The following is a 20,385-nucleotide window of genomic DNA, read 5'->3' on the forward strand; positions in this document are numbered from 1 at the left end:
ATCTGTATAAATATGGTACTTATGTAGCCCAATTTAAAGTTTGTTTTGTATGTAATTTAATAATAAGAAGGTAGTTGATACTTAAAAATAAAAATTTCGGAAGTCTATTACTTTCCTATTAATTTTTTAACTGTTTTTCTTAAGTCAAGCTTTTTTATTTCAAAAAAAAGTTTGAGTTCAAAAGCGATGTAGGTGTATTTTGAAAATTCTTTTTTAATTCGCTCTTTGTAATTATGGTTGCTGAAAACAAAAACTTGATCTTTGTTTTGGGCCGATTTATAAATATCCAAAAAAAATGGTAGCAAGAACTTATAAAGCGTCCTGTTTTTTTCTTTGGCAGATGCTTTGATTTCATCATCAGTTATAAAATACTCATCCAGTAGCGAAAAGTAATTGGTTATAAATATTTCAGTTAAATCATAACCTCCCTTTTGTGGCGGTGCAACAGATAATGATAAGTGATCGTTTACCAGTAAATAACGATGACCTTTGTTAAGTAACTGCATTTGCACGTCAACCTGCGTCAGGTTTAGTGCAGCAGCCTTTGAAAAAGATGTAAGGTTATCAAAGGCCTTTTTTGAGATACTAAAAGCACCAACCCAGGTACACCAGAATGATATTGCTGAAATAAACGATACTTTATTATCTAATATTTTTCTATTTTCTGCCCCAGGTAACCGTTCATTTAAGAAAAAAGGGATTAAATTATTCTCAACACAATATTTAGTTATGGTTAACATTGTGCCTAAACTGCCTTTTTTTAAAGGCAATGTATCGTTATTTAATTTTAGAATAGCTCCCGATCCAAGGCTTAATACTTTTTCGAAATTATAACTTATAATATTCTCTTTATTTCGATTATACTTAATTTTATTGGGGTATTTTTCCAGATAGCTACACATCACGTCCGTAGTATTATCTGAAGAGCAGTTATCTGACACCACAATTTCTATCTCGTCGGTATCAAGAAACTCCTGCTCATTAATTATACTTTCTATGGTTTCGGCTAACAAACCACTACGATTATAGGTTGGAATACATATGGACAAATAGATCATATACTTATACAATTAATAATGCCAAGCCGCTTTGTTTTTAATAAATAGCCATAAACTCCAGGGTAAACAAACTAAAATAATTAAAGATGAATAACCCCATACGATACCATTTAACCCAAACATTTTACCTAACATCAAGGTAGACGTACAAGTTAAAATACCCATTACGATAGATGACAGTAAAAACGGCTCCTTTTTGTGGCAACGCAAGTAGGTAGCAAGTGCCGATACGTATTGGTTAACGAGTGTTATAATGCAAAGTAATAGGAGAGGGATGAATGGTAAAAATCTGTAACCTATTTTTAGGCCCAGCATTTGAGATATGTAAATAAATGCGATAAATATTACCAGGCTCACTAAACATATGAGGGTGGCATTTTTAACCGTTTTATTAAAATTAGTATCAAGTGCTTCATATTCTTTTTTTGCAATCAGACTAGAAAAAAGTGGAACTTTAGTGTTGATCCAGCTTAAAGAGATTGATAATACACCGTTAAGTGCAGATAAGGTAACACCCATTTCGCCCGCAACTTTAGCGCCTTCTGTTGCAAACAATACCGGGTTAAAAAGTTGAAAAATGAAGTATCCGCTTATCCAGCTCACTGCTATTTTCCATTGGTAGGGAAAAATTTCCTTATAATAATTCAGAGTCCATTCTTTAAGGTCTTTCCAAATAAAATATAATATCTTGATTTTACCAGAGAATGTTATCTGGACATAGTTAATGCCTATAGCTATTAAAGATGCAATTGCAGCTGAGTAAAGTTTAAAGCCAAAGAAAAATAGGGCGTAAAACGATATAAAGTATGAAGCTTTTTGTATAAACCTAAATCTGGCCATATCTTTTACCATCCCTAGGCCATCGAAAAAGGCTAACAGCGGATCAATAAACAGGTTTAAAGATGTGGCCAGGCAAAGTAATATCCAAGGATATTGCCAGTTAACTGCTACAGTTTTATTTCCAAAGCGTGCGAAGAAATAAAATCCTGCAAATATTAAAATCATAAATAGTGCTATAGAAATTATACCGAACCACTTTACACAAAACCGTAGTAAAGAAGAAAGCCTGGATTTGTAATAAACTTCTCCTTCAAATTTTAAATCACTTGTTAATTTTAAGTGAGTGGCTTCGTAAGCGGTATACTGGGTAATTATTCCACTTAGCCCTAATTCAAAAAATACTTGTATAGCCAAAATACTTGCAAACGTATAATAATAGCCCTGCTCATCGGATGATAGATATCTCGTAACAAAAAATATCGAGATTAATCCACCCCCTGCTTGTATAATCCTGCTAAGTATTGTGTAAGCTACCGCTCCATCTACACCAACCTTACTGCCAATTTTCTTTGCAAATGAAATCACTCTTTAACTGATATAATTTTTTATAACCTGGGCTATGTAATCGTAATGACTTTCATTTAAGCCGGGCCATACACCTAACCAAAAAGATTGATTCATTATAATATCTGTATTGGTTAGGTCGCCAGATACTCTGTGATTAATATTTGCATAAGCCGGTTGCCTAAGCAAATTACCGCCAAATAATAATCTGGTTCCTATTTTCTGCTCTTCGAGATGCTGAACAAGCATATGCCGATCTGCAGCATCACCCTCCCTTAGCGTTAGTAAAAAGCCAAACCATGATGGCTCACTATTAGGGGTTGGTTCTGGTAAAATGAAGATTTCTTCAAACTCTTTCATACGCTCATACAAAGCAGCATAATTTTCGCGGCGGCGTTGTACAAAATGGTCTACCTTTTTTAATTGAGATACGCCAAAGGCAGCCTGCATATCTGTAACCTTTAAGTTAAAACCTATATGTGAATAGGTATATTTATGATCGTATCCAAAAGGAAGTGTGCCAAGTTGTTGTGAGAAGCGGCAGCCGCAGGTATTGTCTTTACCTGGTTCGCAGTAACAATCGCGCCCCCAATCTCTAAAGCTTTCGGCAATTTTTGCTAATTCGGGGTTATTAATTAAAACGGCTCCTCCTTCGCCCATAGTAATATGGTGGGCAGGATAAAATGAAAATGTAGATATATCGCCGAAAGTTCCAGTCTTTTTGCCCCGGTAAGTTGCTCCAAGTGAATCACAATCATCCTCTACAACCCATAAATTGTATTTCTTAGCCACACGTAAAACCTCATCCAGGTTAAATGGATTGCCTAACGAGTGCGCAATCATAATAGCCTTGGTTTTAGGCGAAACAGCCGCCTCAATATTCTCAGCTTTAACGTTGTGCGTTGCAATGTCTACATCTATAAAAACAGGTATTGCACCAAACTGGATAATTGGATTTACAGTAGTCGGAAATCCGGCAGCAACGGTAATTACTTCATCCCCGGGTTTAATTGCCCTATCGCCAAGTTTTGGAGATGTAAGGGCATAAAAAGCTACCAGGTTGGCAGATGATCCGGAGTTTACCAGTAATGCTTTTGCAGCATCAAAGTATTTTGCAAAACTATATTCAAAATCATTTGCGAAACGCCCTGCGGTTAACCAGCCATCTAAGGCGGCATCAACGCCCATTAATATATCCTCCTCATCTAATACTTTACCGGTTACAGGAATATAATTCTGACCTGCAATTATTGGCCTGCTCACATTAGTAGCTATTATTGACGATAATGATGATTGAATATTTGCGTCAATATTTTTATAATTACTCATAAAGAAATATATATTTTATGATTTTTGATTAACAGTTTTATGCCACTCAATGGTTTTACTGATGGCTTTATCCAAACTAAATACCTGTTTAACCCCAATATCTCTTTTAATGGCTGTAATATCAGGGACAGATAGGACAGGACTGGTTGAAGGTTGCTTAGAAGATTTTATAATAACATCTATTTTATTGTTAAAGTTAGATGTTATTTTCTTTGATAGGCCATGTAATGATATGGGCTCTTCCCCTCCCAGGTTATAAGTTGCACCTGTTTTGGCTTGCGCTAAAATTTTAAGCAACCAAAAAGCCACGTCGCTTCCATACAAATAGCTTCTTATTGTGTTTTCATTTCCTAAAATACGTATTGGCCCCCCTAAAATACTATCTCTGATAAAGTTGTTAATCGCCCAAGGTTTCTCTAAGCTTTGATAAGGGCCCAAAAAAGCAAAAGGCCGTACAGTTACAATAGGAAACTGTTGTTGATTACGATATATAGCACAAACAGTTTCGGCCAGGCGTTTGGCCTCTCCATAAGTTGCACTTACCGAATTACTATCCAAGAAACCGAAGTGATTCTCTTTAATATAAGCTGTTTCTGTATATACCTGTCCATATACATAATTAGAACTGATATACAAAAATTTCGTTAACTCAGGCAATCGCAAACAAGATTCTAATAGTGCCTGGGTACCTTTGTAAATAGTATCAATCGTTTTTAATGGATTTGATATGTGCTCGCGGCTATCGGGCGAAGACGCTGCATGTATAATCCATTTTATATCTTCGGGCAAGTTGTTAACGTTCCTTACATCTTGCTCAATTAAATGTAGAAAAGGTTTGTCGGCTAAATGAGGTACTTCGTCTTTGTAATTATCTATATTACGGGCAAGCAAATAAAGCTTAATGTTGAAATTATACTCCTCATTTAATAATGAAACGGCTTCAGCTATCCACTTTCCCATAAATCCTGTTCCGCCTGTAACAAGAATTACTTGATTTCTCAGCACTTCTAACGATTCCTGATAATCACATAATGATTGTAAGCAATCATTATGTAAAGATTTAATTAACTCTTGCTGCATTCTTCCTGATTTTTACCAGCTCCAAAACTACTTCAATTATTAGATCTTCTTGGCCTGCTACAACTTTTCTTTTCCCTAATTTACGATAAACATCGCGCTGGTCAACGCCATATTCACTCGAAATGCGACTAACGTGTTTAGAAAATCCAGAAAATACGCCCGAAAGCCCGCTAATAATGCTTTCAGATTTAATAACCGGAACTAATGGCATAATTTCTCGCTCTGCTAAATCTGCAGCATCAAGAATTTTATAAAGATCAATACCAGTAGCATATCCTAATTTTTCTAAAACAGCAACCAGCACCTCTATTTGGGCGTTACCCGCGCCGGCACCAAACCCTTTAGCTGTGCCATCTAACATAGTAGCACCCGCCTCTATAGCAGCCAGCGAGTTGGCAATACCCATTCCTAAATTATTGTGGCCATGAAAACCTATTGGGATCGATAATCCGTCAACCAAAGCTGTAATGCGGTCGACAACATCTCCTGGCAAAAAAGCACCTGCCGAATCCATTATAATAATGCCTTCGGCACCGTACAATTCCATTTTTTGAGCTTCTTCAACCAATAGTTCGGGGGTAGCCATATGGGTCATCATTAATACACCATAAGTTTCTTTACCTCTTTCGCGGGCATAACCAATATGCCTTTGTGTAATATCAGCTTCGGTGCAGTGAGAAGCTATCCTAATTACGTCTACGCCTATATCAACTGCCAGCTTGAGATCCCTGTTTATGGTTGCAAAACCAGGTATAACGTGTATACCTAATTTAGTATTGGTTAAATTTTTACGTGCAGTTTTTAATAAAACAACATCGCTTTCCAAACTCTCGCCTACTTGTAACGACGAGGCGCCTAAACCGTTACCATGTCCAACTTCTACAATTGGCACACCGGCCTTATCCGCAGCAGCTGCATATATTGCAATTTGTTTTGCTGATAATTGGTGCGCTACAGCATGATTACCATCGCGTAGGGTAGGGTCACTTATCAGTATATATGGCTTACTCATTTTAATAACAAAAATTATAACTGACAGCGAACTTAAACAACCAGCTTATTAATTTTTTCGGCGTGAGCCCCAGGGTGTAAAAAGAAATAATTAGTTTCTACGGTGTGTTCGTCAACGATTCTTATAGCTTTTAACTTATCCTTGTCGGTAACATAACAGTTATAACCAAGGGTATTGAAATAAGCTATCATATCATTTGGATGATAACCAAACTTAGCTGCCCATTTACGTAACATTTCTGCAAAAACAACTGGCTTGTGTTGCGATAAGATATCTTTTGCCCCTTTAAATACCATAAATTCAGCGCCCTCTACATCACATTTAATAAAGTCAATTTTATCAATGTTGTTTTCTTCGACATAAGCATCAACAGTGTTTGTAATACACTCCAGCTCTTGTATTTCGCTGTTCTCTGTAATGTTCGCAGCAGAAGAAGCTCCAGGCATTAATGGAGAATAGTAAAACTTTATCTTATCTTTTTTATCAGAGAAAGCGAAATTTTCTAGTTTAATATTTCCAAATCCGTTTAGCGCTACATTATTACTTAGTTTGGCAAAAGTTTCTGGTATTGGTTCAATCCCGAAAACCTTACCATCGCTTAATATAGCGGCAATATGGTTAGTGTACCAACCTATATTGCCGCCAATATCCAGAACCGTATAGTTTTTCTCAATCAGTGCATATAACATTGCAGAGTCTTCAGGTTCGTAAGTGCCAAAATTAAACGTTTCTATAGGGGTCTCTCTATTATCAATTCTGTCACAATAAAAGCTGATACCACCTGGGTGATAAGAGGTTGCACCCGATGTCATTATCATTTTGCCACCCTCTAATGTAATTTTACAAATATCTGTTTGAGATAAAAAATCAGCGTACTCAAATTGCAACAAATGAAATTCGTGCATTTTATTGATGTATTCTGCCTTACTAATCTGTTTGTTGATGTAAAGCTCTCTTGTTTCTTTTAATGACATTAAAATAATATTTTTATAAGTTTAGTTTTTCTTAGCATATTCTTCTGCTACGGCAATAGCTGCACAATTAATTATATCTAAATTACCTGCATATTTCGGCAAATAATCTCCAAGTCCCTGCGCTTTAACCATCACTACAATTCGTTCGTTTTCATAAATTGGTGACACCAGCAAATTGTAACCAGGCACATACGAATTAATTTTTTGAACCATCTGGTTAACCGCCTCGGTTAATGCCTTTATATTGGGATTTTTAACCTTAGCAAATATAGTTGTTTGCATATCAATACAAGGATTAGCAGGGTTTAGGTTTAATATCGCCTTTGTGCGCTTCGCACCAGAAAATATTCTTATTCCTTCTTCTGTGGTTTCGATATACTCATCAAGATTTAAGCGTGTAGCAGGGCCCGCGCTTCTGGACGATATACTTGATACAACTTCAATATATTCAACTTCGGGGTGTATTTGCCCTATAAGATATGCGATAGGGATGGAGGCTTGTCCGCCACAGGTAACCATATTTACATTCTGTTGTTCAATCGCGTCGCCGAGATTTACAGCCGGGATACACAAGCCGCCCAGCTTTGCTGGCGTCATATCTACCACAATTTTGCCTAACTCCTTTAATATTGCCCAGTGATGTTTTGCATCCCTTGCCGAAGTGGCATCAAAAACCAAATCGCAGCAGTCAGGATCTTTAACAATTGCATCAATGCTTTGGTCTGAAACTTTTACCCCCAGGCTTATAGCCTTAGCCATGCCTGGCGATGATAAATTTCGGCCTATAAAAAGCGCACACTCCAGGTACTCCGAACGTTGGATTTTTATTAATAAATCTGTCCCGATGTTTCCACTACCTAAAATTGCTACCCGTAATTTGCTCATGAGTAATTAAACTATTATGTTTTCAGATTTGGGGTGTATTCCAATAATCATATTCTCCCTTAGTTCGTCGCGCGGAATAACCGGCGACAGGTCTTCTAAAGGAGGAGAAACCAGCGTGCCATCAGGCATTATTGCCAGCGAAAGTTTTGGTACGAACATCTGCTGTGGATGCATAAACACTTCGCAAATAACTGGCCCATCAATCTCTTGAACTTGGGGTAATATGGTATCAAAATTTTCCCATGTTCTTATTTGGAATGCAGGTATATTGAAGGCCTTAGCCAAGGCACTAAAGTCCGGACATGATACGCCTGATTTTTTATCAACTCCCGCACGTCTTCCGTCAAAAAGAGCATTTTGGGTATGCTTAATCATCAGATAGCCATCATTATTAAAAATAAACAGCTTAATAGGCAAATGAAGTTGAACCATTGTTTGTAACTCCTGCAAATTCATCATCATGCCGCCGTCGCAATTTAAGCACATTACCTCGCCTCTTTCACGGGCTATCGAGGCTCCGATAGCTGCAGGTAACCCATAGCCCATCTCGCCTAAACCTGTAGATGTCATTAAGCGTTGCCCATCTTTAATTTTTAAAACCTGGTGTCCGCTTAACAATGCTGTTCCCATGTCCGTTGTTATTATTTGATCAGCTTTCAAATAATTATGCAGCCTATCCATAAAATAGTAGGAGTTTATAAACCCATCCTTATCAGGATGATCGGTACTATTTACCCATGGATAATTTTTACGATAAATATTACACTGCTTAATCCAATCTTCAAATTGCCCTGAAATAGAGTCCGGAGTAAACTTCAACATTCTTTCCAGAAAATCTTTGGCATCTGCGTTTATTTTAAACCTATAGCGCTCTTCATATTTATCAATTTCGTGCTTATCTATATCAATTACAGCAATATCCGCGTCCCTGGCCAGTTCATTTATATCATAACCTATTTGCGATATAGCCATACGTGTACCTACACAAATAAGCAAATCGCAGTTTTGTACAACAAAGTTAGCGCAACGCTGTCCATAAGTACCTGCACGTCCATATACTAATGGATGGTTAGAATCAACCATGTCAATACCGGCCCAGGTAACTAAAGCCGGGATTTGATATTTGTCTAAAAACTGTGTTATATAAGCCTGTGCACCTGCCAGTTTTATGCCGTGCCCAAGCCAAAATAATGGTCGCTTAGCCGTCTTTAATTTTTCAATCAGGCTTAATACTTCAGTATCTAGTGTGCTTTCTACCTTAATATCCAGTACCGGATTCGTACTTGTATCATAAGCAATTAAACTTGCTTCATCTATAACAGCCGATTGGATATTCATGGGTACATCAACCCAACAAGGGCCAGGCCTGCCATGTGTGGTAAGCGCATAAGCTTTTTCAAGCTCGTAACGCGTTTGTTCTGGCTCTATAACCATGGTTGAGTACTTGGTTACTTTGTTAACCATCAATGCACTATCATAACCCTGTACGCCCCACATACGCACATCTTTATGTAGTTCTACAAATTTCGAGTTTTCGTTACCGGATATTACTAAACCTGGTATAGAATCAGCCCAGGCGCTAACTACACCGGTTACACCATTAGTTGATCCCGCACCTGTTGTTAATAAAGCTGCGGTTACCTTGCCACTTGTACGATAATAGGTTTGCATGGCCATACATGCAGCCTGCTCGTGATGTACACATATAATTTCGGTATATCCTTTTTTCTGTATAGAATCAAAAATATGAGCGTTACCAGCCCCAATTATGCCAAATACATGTTTAATTTCTTTTTCAGCCAAAAAATCAGCTATCCAGTCACTTATTTTCATTATATAAACTTGACTTATAAAATTTTATTTATCCCCATTACTACACAATTAATCTGTAATAAACACTGGTTATCTTATTATCCGCCTGTAGTTAAATCCAAATTTAGCAATAACTTTCAAGCGCTTTCTTAAATCCTTCAACAACTCCTGTACTAGGCATCCAACCTAAATTTTTCATCTTATCTATATTCGGTGTGTTTCTAGCCAACGGACTATTGAGATAGCTATTATCAGCTTTAACACTCACCCTAATCACTTTTAGCGGTGGCGTTCCTAACCCGGCAACAATTTCTGCTAATTTAATAATACTATATTCTTCATCAGGATTACCAACATTATAGGCTTCCGAATTTTTACCTTTTAAAAGCACCGTAAAGAAACCTATGGTAGCATCTTTTAAATAGCAAAAAGCCCTGGTTGCTAAACCATCACTTTTCATCTGTATATTTCTGCCGGCCAAAACGTCGGCAATAAAATCAGCATATACCCTGCCATCGTTTAAATCCATGCCAGGCCCATAAGTATGAAATGGCCTAACTATTTTAGCGTTTACACCATATTGATGCGCATAACTTACACACATATTTTCGCCCATTCGTTTACTCTCACCATAGCAAGCCCTCACCATAGTGGGGTCTAAATAACCATAATAATTTTCTTTAACAGGGTTATGCTCATTAGTAACATGGCCGTATACCTCGCCCGAACTAAAATATAGGAAAGATATAACGTCATTTTTTCTGGCTAGTTCTAACATATTAAGTGTGCCTGTTACGTTGGCATTTAGTGTTCCTACAGGATCAGCACCATAATATTTAGGGCTAGCCTGGCTGGCTGCATGTATAATGTAATCTATTTTTTCGGTTAGCGTTACAGGTGTACAAACATCTTGTACCAGAATTTTTAAGTGATCGTCGGTTAAAAATTCGGCAAATTTTTGCTCTGCTTTTTCCTTATTTCTAACAAGGGTTATAACGTTAACATTTATTAGCGGTTTAACGCGGTTTAGATATAATAACGTTCTAACCATATAGATAGGTAAAAACCCACTAGCGCCGGTAATAAATACTGTTTTGTTGGTAAATAGTTCCCAATCAATTTCAGCGTCATATATCGACAATAGATCTTCTTCTATGATTTTATTCATCATTGTCATAATTAAAAAAATCATTGATCTGGCGTTCAGTAAAATCAATAATAGTTTCCGGACTATTATAAAACTGCTTATACCAGTTAATCGTATAATTACCAGCATCCGCAGCCGAAAGCTTTGGTTTCCAGTTGAGGTCGTTAATTGCCTTGCTAATATCTAATTTCAATAAACCGGCTTCATGAGGTTGGTTTTTTGCTTCTAAAACTTCATAAACCCCATCGCCCCATAAGTTTATCGCAAGCTTTGTCATTTCCTCTACGGTTAATGCGTCTTCTGCATATGGGCCAAAATTGTAGGGTTGGGCGTATTTAATGGGATCTGCATTTATTTTTGCCCCTAATAACAGGTAGCCCGCAAGGGGCTCCAGAACATGTTGCCATGGACGTACCGACGACGGGTTTCTGATAATGATAGTTTGCTTCCCCCCCAAAGCCCTTGCTATATCCGGTATTAAGCGGTCTTTAGACCAATCTCCACCTCCAATAACATTACCGGCACGGCCTACTGCAATTGCTTGCTGGTGCTGACTGTAGGTGGCTTTATTAAAAAAGGAGTTCTTATAAGAGTCAATAACCAGCTCGGCACAAGCTTTACTTGCACTATAGGGGTCATAACCACCCAGTTTGTCATTCTCACGATAAGGATAAAGCCATTCGTTATTATGGTATACCTTATCGGTTGTAATTAATACACTAATACAGGGCTTAGCCAAATTTCTAAGCGCATCTAATAGGTGAGCTGTACCAATTGCGTTAACTGCAAATGTTTCGGCAGGAAATTCATAAGATAGCCTTACAAGCGGTTGTGCTGCTAAATGAAAAACAAAATCTGGCCGAAATTCCGTAACAGCTTTGTTTAGCGCGGTCGCATCACGCAGATCTGAAATTACAGAATCGCAAATGCTATCACCATTTATAAGGTTATATAAATCATTATTTGTTTTCGGTGGTAATGCATATCCTTTAACTTCGGCACCTAAAAAGTTTAATATTTTTAAAAGCCAAGCCCCCTTAAATCCTGTATGGCCTGTTAGAAATACCTTTTTACCACTGTACGTTTCTTTTAGTTTTGCAACAACGTTTACCAGGTTTTCCATACGGCAGTATTATTGTCCCACATCGCATTTAAATCGTGCTTGTCTTTTAAGGTATCCATCGGTCTCCAGAAACCTGGGTGTTTGTAGGCTTTCATTTCGCCGTCTGAGGCAATTTGCTCCATGGGTTGTTGTTCCCAAACGGTAGCATCGCCGTTTTTTATATAGTCAAACACGCCGGGGTTGCACACCATGTATCCACCGTTTATCCATGACCCGTCGCCTTTAGGCTTTTCTAAAAAAGATTTTACGGTCATATCTGTATCTAAATCTAATGCACCAAAACGCCCAGACGGTTGTACAGAGGTAACTGTACATAATTTGCCATGTGTTTTATGATAGTTTACTAATTCTTCAATATTTATATTGCTAACACCGTCTCCATACGTCAGCATAAATGTTTCGTTATTAACATGAGGTTGTATTCTTTTAATCCTTCCACCTGTCATCGAATCAGTTCCGGTATCTACTAAAGTAATTTTCCAGGGCTCTGCTTGTGAGTCATGCACCTTGATGGAGTTATCCTTCAGGTCGATAGTTACATCTGATTTATGCAAGAAATAATTAGCAAAGTATTCTTTGATTATATATCCTTTATAACCCAGGCAAACTATAAAGTCGTTAAAGCCATAAGTTGAATAAGTTTTCATAATATGCCATAAAATAGGCATACCACCAATTTCTACCATAGGCTTCGGTTTTATCGCAGTTTCTTCGGATAACCTTGTTCCTAAACCGCCAGCAAGTATTACTACTTTCATATATTTATTCTATAGATAGTTCTATTGATTCCGTTAACGGAAAACTGCAACACATTAAACATTCATCTGGTTTTAATTCGTCATGTTGCAGTTTAACGCCAACCATTTTAACTTCGCCTTTATTTATCCTGGCTTTACATAATTTACAATTTCCAGTTTGGCACGAGTAGTCGAGCTCGAGCAGAGCATCAAGCCCTGCCTCTAAAATGCTTTTGCCCTTAATGACTTTAATTTCAGTGCTTTGGCCATTGCAATTTAAAATTACATTTCTGGTAATTACATCTGTTAAGAGTTTAGCATCTCGCTCAATCTCAAAATCTTCTGAAAGGATTAGATTATCATTGATTCCAAAATATTTTAATGTTTCTTTTATCGACTCCTTTAAACCGGCAGGGCCGCAGATATAATGAACGGTATTACTTAGATCTTTTTCTTTCCCCATTACTTTCAAAACGGTTTTAGCATCTATTCTGCCTTTTACAACGTAAGGCTCATCGGCAGAAACATAAAATTGTGTGTAAAAATGCCAGGGCGAAAAGAGCTCACCGAATGAAAGTTTTAACTGGTTGATGGTGTTTTTAAATATTACATTTTCCGTCGTTCTGTTACCATAAACAAGGGTAACATGTTTAACGCACCTGGTGTGCAATGCATACTTAGCTATTGATACTAAAGGCGTAATGCCACTCCCTGCACCCCACAACACGATGTGAGTTTGATCATCTACAAATTCATTATTCAATGTAAAATCACCCAGCGGTTCCATGGCTTCTATCATGTCACCAATCTGTACTTTATCAATGATGTGATTTGAAACTATCCCGCCAGATACCCTTTTAACAGTAACTTCGATATTACTATCAACCAAAGGTGCGGAAGAAAATGAATAGGGGCGGATATACCTGCGGCCATTGATACGAAAAATAAGTGTTAAATACTGCCCAGGCTCGTATTTGAGTTTTTTTAGGGCAGGTTGCTTAAAAACCAAAGTGACGGTATCACTCGTTTCGGGCCTTATTTCTACTACTTTTAATGTATAATAAAGCATTTTAAGCCATAACTTTCTTGTAAACACGGCCAATCATCAATGCGAAAATTACCGCAAATGCTCCTACAAAGCCACCTAATATTCCTGACTTTATTCTACCTAATCTATGTTTCTCAAGTGGCAATATTGGCGAATCGATGATTTGAATCAATGGTGTTTCTTTTCTTAATGACACCTTTGCGAGTTCTAAATTAGCCACCAGTTGTGTTAAAACAGCTGTACTTGCCTGAACATCAACTTGCTTTTGCTGCGAAGTTGCTTTTAATACCAGCCTGGAAGGATTAATATTGGGATTGGCATCATTTAACGAGGCTATCCCTGTTATTGTGCTGTTAAGGCGCCTTTTAACACTATCTGTTTGATTTTGTAAGATGTTTACGTTTTGGACAGATTTTTTGGTTTTAGTAGCGATATAAAAATCAGACACTGTTTCTACCAGCTTTTCGGCAAAAAGTTTAGAAAATAGCTCGTTTTCAGTTGTTACACTTACTGTTATAATACTGAGTTTTTTGTCTGCTTTGTCAACGGTAAGGTTTTTAGCTGCAAGTGCACTGTAAAGTTCTCCTAAAACGCTGTCTTGTTGAAGGGAGAATTTTGTCCTGTCATAATTGGGAAGAAAACTTATATTTTTCAACTTAGGCTTATCTTTCCAGGCATCTCTAAGCTTATTGAAAGAAATATAATAATCAGCCAATGATTCATTCTTGTTTTTTATCGTAACTTCACTTAGCAAAGTCTTTTCGATCATAGATCGTGATTTTAAAAGCTGAAGCAGGTTATCGCCTGAAAAGGCGCCACCTCCACTGCTTCCTAAATCGAACCCAAATTGGCTTGCCAAACCAAAAGCTCCGCCTAGGCCCCCACCAGACTTATCGTCTTCTAATGCAAAAATAAGATTGGCTTTATAGGTAGGCTCTTTTATAAAGGCATAAACGAAGCCTAAACAGCCACATATAAATGCGATACTTATAATTAATATTTTCTTTGATTTCAGGTAGCGCAAAAAGCTTCTGAATTTCAGGATCAGTTCCTTTAAAGAAACTTCTTTAACTTGATCTGTATCGTTAACAGATGTAGTATTTGTCATTATAATAGCCTCGCTAAAGTAAGATGTAGTTGGAATTGGTAAATTTAGATGTTTGCAGAGATTATGTCGATAAAGAATAATTCAAATACATTCATGAGATTATGTGATGCTAAGTTTAAACACGTTAGAGGCAATAAAATGGATACAAAGATATAAAAATTGTTAGTATCACGTTTTTGGGAATTGAAATAAATCCTCTTCTCCACTTTGTTATTGACACCTATTGCTAATAAGCATGTTGTGCTGCCCATTGCATTAACTAATGTTTAGGTGTATGTATGTTTAACATAAATTAAATAATTCTAATTAAAAATTTACTTTTGCAGCTAAATAAGTGAACTAAATTAATACAGTTTATTAGAAAAAACTTAAACCGTTCTCGATTATTGTTATATAAATATGTTTAGAAAATATGGTATAGTCGGCGTTTGGAGACTTTTATGCTCACTGATTTATACAAAAATTTTTTACAGAGATGCGCGCCTTATAAGACTTCCCTTTGATATAAGAAACAAACACCTTATTGCAATAGAAGAAGGTTTAACAACTGGTTTCGGATGCAGGATTGAAGCTGTTGACTCACCCGGTACACATACAAAATTGCTTCGCCTCGGAAAAAATATCCAAATGAACGATTACGTCCATATCACCGCTGGCAATAATGTTACTATAGGCGATAATGTATTAATAGCAAGCAGGGTCTATATATCAGACACTTCGCATGGTAGATATGGCCCAGATGAGTATAACTCGCCGTTTGATATACCGGTAGCAAGGCTCTTATTTTTTAAACATGTCATTATAGAAGATAATGTTTGGCTTGGAGAAGGTGTTTGTGTGCTGCCAGGCGTCACAATAGGTTTCGGAGCCATTATTGGCGCAAATGCGGTAGTAACAAAAAATGTTCCCGCTATGAGTATAGCAGTTGGCGCCCCGGCCAAAGTGATAAAAAAGTTTGATGAGGATACTGGAAGGTGGGAAAAAGTTTAAGTAATGCATAGATATTTAGATAACATCATATTTTATTTGCAGCGGTCGGGTGGTGGTTCGGTATATTGGGGCGAACTAGTAAAACGGCTTAATGGCCTACAGGATGTAAGTTTTATAAATCCAGATACATCAACTTCAAATATAATTTCAAATAGCCTTAAGTTATCGCCGGTCATAATCGAGAAGCTTCCGCTTAAATTATTACGTTATTCACCTATAATCGTTAATTTAAAGGATGAAGGTATATTACATTCATCATATTATCGCTACACTAGGCAAAAAAACATTACCAACATTACCACCGTTCATGATTTTACTTATGAAAAGTTTGGTAAAGGTATTGCTGTGGCGGTTCACCACAGGCAAAAAGGGCTTGCTATTAAGCATTCAAAAAAAATAATATGCATATCCAATAGTACGAAGAACGATCTGCTTACTTATTTCCCGCACTTGTTAGCAGGCAAAGAAATTTCGGTTATTTATAATGGTGTATCAGATATATTTTCAGTTATAGATGTAAAAGAGAGCCTTAAGCAAAAACTTCGACTATCTGATAGCTACGCTCATGTTTTATATATCGGGCATAGAACGCAGTACAAAAACTTTGACTTTGCTATAGAAGTGGTAAACAGCCTGCCGATAAACTACAAATTGCTGATAGTTGGTAATCCATTAAATTCATCGGAGCAGAAGGCATTGGATAGTAAGTTAAAAGATAGATACGTCTTTCTGGGAAATGTTTCAAACGATGAATTAAATGAGATTTATAACATTGCGCATTGCTTGTTATATCCGTCGAGCTATGAGGGATTTGGCATACCGATAATTGAAGCGTTTAAAACTAAGTGTCCCGTAGTGGCCCAAGATATACCGGTTATTAGAGAGGTCGCCAATAATGCCGCATTATTAAATAATGGATTAAACGTAAAGGATTTTGGCAGGGCAATTATGTCGTTGGAAAAGGATAGCGTAAAAGAGGTATTAATACAGGAAGGAATTGTCATAGCATCAAGGTTCTCGTGGGACAAATGTGTACAAGAGACACTCGATTTTTCAAATATATAATATGAAAATTTTAATTACGGGAGGCGCTGGGTTCATCGGGTCTAATTTGGCTTTGAAACTGATCGATTTAGGTCATGATATTACCGCATTGGATAACCTTTCACCTCAGATACACGGCGATGAACCAGAAACGGGTTCACCATTATTTATTAGCATAAAAGATAAAGTAACTTTTATCCACGGAACCGTTACGTCAGAAGCAGACTGGAAAAAGGCACTGGATGGGCAGGATATAGTTGTGCATTTGGCAGCAGAAACTGGTACTGGTCAGTCTATGTATGAAATTAAAAAGTATGTTGATGTTAATATTGCCGGCACAGCCATATTACTTGATATTTTAACAAACCAAAAGCATACTGTAAAAAAGGTAGTACTAGCATCCTCTCGTTCTATATATGGCGAAGGGAAATACCAGTTAAAAGATGGCGGCATCGTATATCCGGGCCAGCGTTCTGCCTTAGATATGGATAAGGGGGATTTTGAGATTAAATATAATGGCGAAAATGTGTTACTAATGCCTACAGATGAGGGTTCAAAGATTCATCCTTCATCTGTGTATGGTATAACCAAGCAAAATCAGGAGCAAATGATCATGACAGTGTGCCAGTCAATAGGCGTTGCTGCGGTCGCGTTCAGATACCAGAATGTTTATGGCCCGGGGCAATCTTTAAAAAATCCTTATACCGGGATTTTATCCATCTTTTCCACACAAATAAAAAATAACAACGGCATCAATATTTTTGAGGACGGAAAAGAAAGCCGCGATTTTGTGTATATAGATGATGTAGTTAATGCAACTATTTTAGGTATAGAGAAAAACGAAGCCGATAATGAAGTGTTTAACGTTGGTATGGGCATCCCTGTAGATGTACTTACGGTTGCCGATACTTTGGTAAGGAACTACAAAACAAACACGCCTTTATCTGTTTCCGGTAATTACAGATTGGGAGATATCAGGCATAATTATGCAGATATAAGCAAGATCAAATCAAAGCTGGGTTTTGAGCCAATGTTTACTTTCGAAAAAGGTATCGAGCGATTTACAAACTGGGTAAACGCTCAGGCTATAGAAGAGGATAATTACCAACGATCTATTGACGAGATGAGAGCGAAAGGTTTGTATAAGTAATATGAAGGATTTACAAAATGAATCTGTATTGTTATTTTGTCCTAAATTCTTCTCGTACGAGTTAGAGATCAAGAGAGCTTTGGAAAAACTTGGGGCTAATGTAGTTTGGTATGATGATAGGCCCGGGAATGATTTCCTGTCGAAAGGTTTGATCAGGATTAATAAGAAATTTCTCAAAAGCAAGATTGAAAAATACTATCAGAAAATCCTGAAGGATTTAGGCAAACAGCATATCGATTACTTATTTTTTGTAAATCCGGAAGCAATATCAAAAACTATTCTCAAAGATTTTCGTGAAGCATTTCCAAATGCTAAATGTATTCTTTACATGTGGGACTCTTTTGATAACAGAAGGCAAAATGTAGAGCTATTACCTTTATTTGATGATAAATTTACATTTGATTTTAACGATGCCGAAAAGTATAAGTTAAAACTAAGGGCTTTATTTTATACTGACGTTTATAAAAGGGATAAGAAAAAGGATGTCGATAAATATGATATATTGTTTATTGGTACTGCCCATACTGATAGATATCATTTGGTTAAAACTGCCACTAAAGGCATACTACCTCATAGAAAGAAAATGTATTTTTATTTAAGCAGCAAGGTTTTATATTATACAAAAAAAGCCTTCGTTAAAACCTTTAAAAATGTTAGCTACTCTGACATATCCTTCAAAGCGCTCAATCATACTGATATCGCAAAACTGATGTCAGAAACCAAAGCAGTGTTAGATATTAATCATCCTAAGCAAACGGGGTTAACAATGCGAACTTTGGAAACATTAGGAGCTGGCAGAAAGCTTATTACCCTTAACCAGGAAGTTATGAAATATGACTTTTATGATCCACAAAACATTTTAGTAATAGATAGGCAAAACCTTGAAATAAGCCTAGATTTTTTAAACAACGAAGTTACAGACCTGCCCTCAGAAATATTATACAAATATAGTATAGAGGGTTGGATTAAAGAAATATTTGATATTTTATGATCTTATTGACGGGGGCTAATGGGTTCTTAGGCAGTATTATTAAATCAAAACTTAATAATCAGCCAGTAATTACGCTGGGCAGAAGTGCTAAGATGGATATAATTTGTGATCTACAAACAGACAAGCCTGTATTGCCAGCCATAAACTTAGTAGTTCATGCTGCCGGTAAAGCTCACTTTGTACCAAGAACACAAGCTGACAAACAAGATTTCTTCGCTGTAAATGTTACTGGTACCCAAAATTTACTTAATGGATTAGAAACTGCCCTGCAATTGCCTCAGTATATTGTTTTTATAAGCTCAGTAGCGGTTTATGGAGTTGAAACAGGTCGCCTGATAGCCGAGGATGCTCCCTTGTTGGCAGAGGATCCTTATGGAATGAGTAAAATACAGGCAGAGAAAATAGTTGAAGATTGGTGTGTAAAAAATGGTGTAATTTGTACAATACTCAGATTGCCTTTATTAGCAGGTGCTAATCCTCCTGGAAACTTAAGGGCAATGATAAAAGGTATAGAAAAAGGTTACTATTTCAATATAGCAGGTGGAAAAGCGAAAAAAAGTATAGTATTGGCGGAAGACGTAGCTAAGATGATTCCGGTAATAGCCAAAATTGGAGGTACTTACAATTTGACGGATCGTTTTCATCCCAGCTTTTACGAGCTTTCTGGTAAAATTGCAAAACAATTGCTTAAGGCAAAACCAGCAAGCATTCCATTATTTGCGGCAAAAATAATAGCGTTACTGGGAGATCTAATAGGAGACCAAGCCCCTATTAACTCTCGAAAATTAAATAAAATTATATCTGATCTAACTTTTGATGATAGTAAAGCAGTTAAAACTTTCGAGTGGAACCCAACCCCCGTTTTAGATCGATTTCGGATAAAATAGCTCTTTCAAATAACTGGTAATTATTCCTAATCGTCTTTTTTTATAGTTCTTTTCATCCGGGAAAAGAGCAGCATCTATAACGAACGTAAAATGGCTAAATTTACATGTGCCTCTTATACCTCCGCACTAGTCCGCTTGTAATCAAGTTAACCGCATTTTCCAGCTCTTGTGATGAGTTATAGAGTTACTCCATCAGTGTGCTCAGTTCGTCAGATGGGTTGGGGTATTCTTTGATCATACGGGCCAAGGCCAGGATGTTGGAGAGAGGGCGTCTTACCTCGTAAGAATTAATCCAGGTAACTTCTTCCAATTGTTTCATTGCGGCTCACCAATTCCTGTTTATACCGTTTTTGCTTATCAATGTCCTGCATAGCGCCAATGAGGCGGATTGGTTCACCGGCCTTGTTAAAAACCGAAAGGCCGTGGTCTCTTATATGTTTTATAGTCCCGTCTGCGCATCTAAATCGATATTCTAGTATCCAGTCTTTTTGTTTGCTGGATATAACATCCGCATATGGCCGGTTTTCTTCAGGGGAACCATAAATTTCTTCGAAGCCCTGCATCCAAGTAATTTTGTTTTCCAGCAGGGTCATAATCCCCAATTACATCATTTGTTGCCTGGTTTTCGGCTTTGTATAAATGCAGTGATTCACCAATGCGTGTCTC

Annotated in this window: 20 protein-coding genes; 5 read left to right on the forward strand and 15 right to left on the reverse strand. The window is 37.1% G+C overall.

Going from position 1 to position 20,385, the window contains the following annotated elements; all coding sequences use genetic code 11:
• Positions 1 to 107: 107 nt before the first annotated feature.
• The 13 genes from GSY63_RS15415 to GSY63_RS15475 form a co-directional block, all read right to left on the reverse strand.
• Positions 108 to 1,058, reverse strand: a complete 951-nt coding sequence (locus GSY63_RS15415; RefSeq protein WP_262887365.1) for a glycosyltransferase family 2 protein — start codon at positions 1,056 to 1,058, stop codon at positions 108 to 110.
• Between the two features lie 12 nt (positions 1,059 to 1,070).
• Complete coding sequence (locus tag GSY63_RS15420) at positions 1,071 to 2,423, reverse strand: MATE family efflux transporter (RefSeq protein ID WP_208094555.1); 1,353 nt, start codon at positions 2,421 to 2,423, stop codon at positions 1,071 to 1,073.
• Positions 2,424 to 2,426: 3 nt separating this feature from the next.
• Positions 2,427 to 3,731, reverse strand: coding sequence for a lipopolysaccharide biosynthesis protein RfbH (gene rfbH / locus GSY63_RS15425; RefSeq protein WP_166586700.1), 1,305 nt, complete (start codon positions 3,729 to 3,731; stop codon positions 2,427 to 2,429).
• A gap of 15 nt (positions 3,732 to 3,746) precedes the next feature.
• On the reverse strand, positions 3,747 to 4,811 hold the full coding sequence (locus GSY63_RS15430; RefSeq protein WP_166586701.1) for an NAD-dependent epimerase/dehydratase family protein: 1,065 nt from the start codon (positions 4,809 to 4,811) through the stop codon (positions 3,747 to 3,749).
• Positions 4,792 to 5,823 carry a 4-hydroxy-2-oxovalerate aldolase gene (gene dmpG / locus GSY63_RS15435; RefSeq protein WP_166586702.1) on the reverse strand — a complete coding sequence of 344 codons (1,032 nt, stop codon included), beginning with the start codon at positions 5,821 to 5,823 and terminating at the stop codon, positions 4,792 to 4,794. Before dmpG ends, GSY63_RS15430 begins: the two co-directional genes overlap by 20 nt.
• Before the next feature lie 32 nt (positions 5,824 to 5,855).
• Positions 5,856 to 6,797 carry an FkbM family methyltransferase gene (locus GSY63_RS15440; RefSeq protein WP_166586703.1) on the reverse strand — a complete coding sequence of 314 codons (942 nt, stop codon included), beginning with the start codon at positions 6,795 to 6,797 and terminating at the stop codon, positions 5,856 to 5,858.
• 21 nt (positions 6,798 to 6,818) lie between these two features.
• Positions 6,819 to 7,682, reverse strand: coding sequence for an acetaldehyde dehydrogenase (acetylating) (locus tag GSY63_RS15445; RefSeq protein WP_166586704.1), 864 nt, complete (start codon positions 7,680 to 7,682; stop codon positions 6,819 to 6,821).
• Between the two features lie 6 nt (positions 7,683 to 7,688).
• Positions 7,689 to 9,515, reverse strand: coding sequence for a thiamine pyrophosphate-binding protein (locus GSY63_RS15450; protein ID WP_166586705.1), 1,827 nt, complete (start codon positions 9,513 to 9,515; stop codon positions 7,689 to 7,691).
• Between the two features lie 103 nt (positions 9,516 to 9,618).
• Positions 9,619 to 10,665, reverse strand: a complete 1,047-nt coding sequence (locus GSY63_RS15455) for an NAD-dependent epimerase/dehydratase family protein (RefSeq protein WP_166586706.1) — start codon at positions 10,663 to 10,665, stop codon at positions 9,619 to 9,621.
• Positions 10,655 to 11,764 (reverse strand): CDP-glucose 4,6-dehydratase, encoded by a 1,110-nt coding sequence (rfbG, locus tag GSY63_RS15460; RefSeq protein ID WP_166586707.1) that lies wholly within the window; start codon positions 11,762 to 11,764, stop codon positions 10,655 to 10,657. The genes GSY63_RS15455 and rfbG overlap by 11 nt, the downstream gene beginning before the upstream one ends.
• Positions 11,749 to 12,522, reverse strand: a complete 774-nt coding sequence (rfbF, locus tag GSY63_RS15465; RefSeq protein ID WP_166586708.1) for a glucose-1-phosphate cytidylyltransferase — start codon at positions 12,520 to 12,522, stop codon at positions 11,749 to 11,751. The genes rfbG and rfbF overlap by 16 nt, the downstream gene beginning before the upstream one ends.
• A gap of 4 nt (positions 12,523 to 12,526) precedes the next feature.
• Positions 12,527 to 13,570 carry a ferredoxin--NADP reductase gene (locus tag GSY63_RS15470; protein WP_166586709.1) on the reverse strand — a complete coding sequence of 348 codons (1,044 nt, stop codon included), beginning with the start codon at positions 13,568 to 13,570 and terminating at the stop codon, positions 12,527 to 12,529.
• Between the two features lies 1 nt (position 13,571).
• Entirely contained in the window at positions 13,572 to 14,657 is a 1,086-nt protein-coding gene (locus GSY63_RS15475; protein ID WP_166586710.1) for a Wzz/FepE/Etk N-terminal domain-containing protein, read from the reverse strand.
• Positions 14,658 to 15,056: 399 nt separating this feature from the next.
• On the opposite strand from GSY63_RS15475, the gene GSY63_RS15480 reads away from it, so the two are divergent.
• The 5 genes from GSY63_RS15480 to GSY63_RS15500 are packed head-to-tail and all read left to right on the forward strand — an operon-like array spanning position 15,057 to position 19,719.
• Positions 15,057 to 15,647 (forward strand): DapH/DapD/GlmU-related protein, encoded by a 591-nt coding sequence (locus GSY63_RS15480; RefSeq protein WP_166586711.1) that lies wholly within the window; start codon positions 15,057 to 15,059, stop codon positions 15,645 to 15,647.
• 3 nt (positions 15,648 to 15,650) lie between these two features.
• Positions 15,651 to 16,712, forward strand: coding sequence for a glycosyltransferase family 4 protein (locus tag GSY63_RS15485; protein ID WP_166586712.1), 1,062 nt, complete (start codon positions 15,651 to 15,653; stop codon positions 16,710 to 16,712).
• Position 16,713: 1 nt separating this feature from the next.
• A complete protein-coding gene (locus GSY63_RS15490) occupies positions 16,714 to 17,841 on the forward strand; it encodes an NAD-dependent epimerase/dehydratase family protein (protein WP_166586713.1) in 1,128 nt (375 codons plus the stop codon).
• Position 17,842: 1 nt separating this feature from the next.
• Positions 17,843 to 18,832 (forward strand): CgeB family protein, encoded by a 990-nt coding sequence (locus tag GSY63_RS15495; protein WP_166586714.1) that lies wholly within the window; start codon positions 17,843 to 17,845, stop codon positions 18,830 to 18,832.
• Positions 18,829 to 19,719: an NAD-dependent epimerase/dehydratase family protein gene (locus tag GSY63_RS15500; protein ID WP_166586715.1), complete on the forward strand. Its 891-nt coding sequence runs from the start codon at positions 18,829 to 18,831 to the stop codon at positions 19,717 to 19,719. Before GSY63_RS15495 ends, GSY63_RS15500 begins: the two co-directional genes overlap by 4 nt.
• 184 nt (positions 19,720 to 19,903) lie before the next feature.
• On the opposite strand, the gene GSY63_RS25010 is transcribed toward GSY63_RS15500, so the two are convergent.
• Complete coding sequence (locus GSY63_RS25010) at positions 19,904 to 20,038, reverse strand: hypothetical protein (RefSeq protein WP_262887366.1); 135 nt, start codon at positions 20,036 to 20,038, stop codon at positions 19,904 to 19,906.
• Positions 20,007 to 20,312 (reverse strand): PAS domain-containing protein, encoded by a 306-nt coding sequence (locus GSY63_RS15505; RefSeq protein WP_166586716.1) that lies wholly within the window; start codon positions 20,310 to 20,312, stop codon positions 20,007 to 20,009. The genes GSY63_RS25010 and GSY63_RS15505 overlap by 32 nt, the downstream gene beginning before the upstream one ends.
• Positions 20,313 to 20,385: the final 73 nt, after the last annotated feature.

This window comes from Mucilaginibacter agri (genome assembly GCF_009928685.1).
Lineage (GTDB): Bacteria > Bacteroidota > Bacteroidia > Sphingobacteriales > Sphingobacteriaceae > Mucilaginibacter > Mucilaginibacter agri.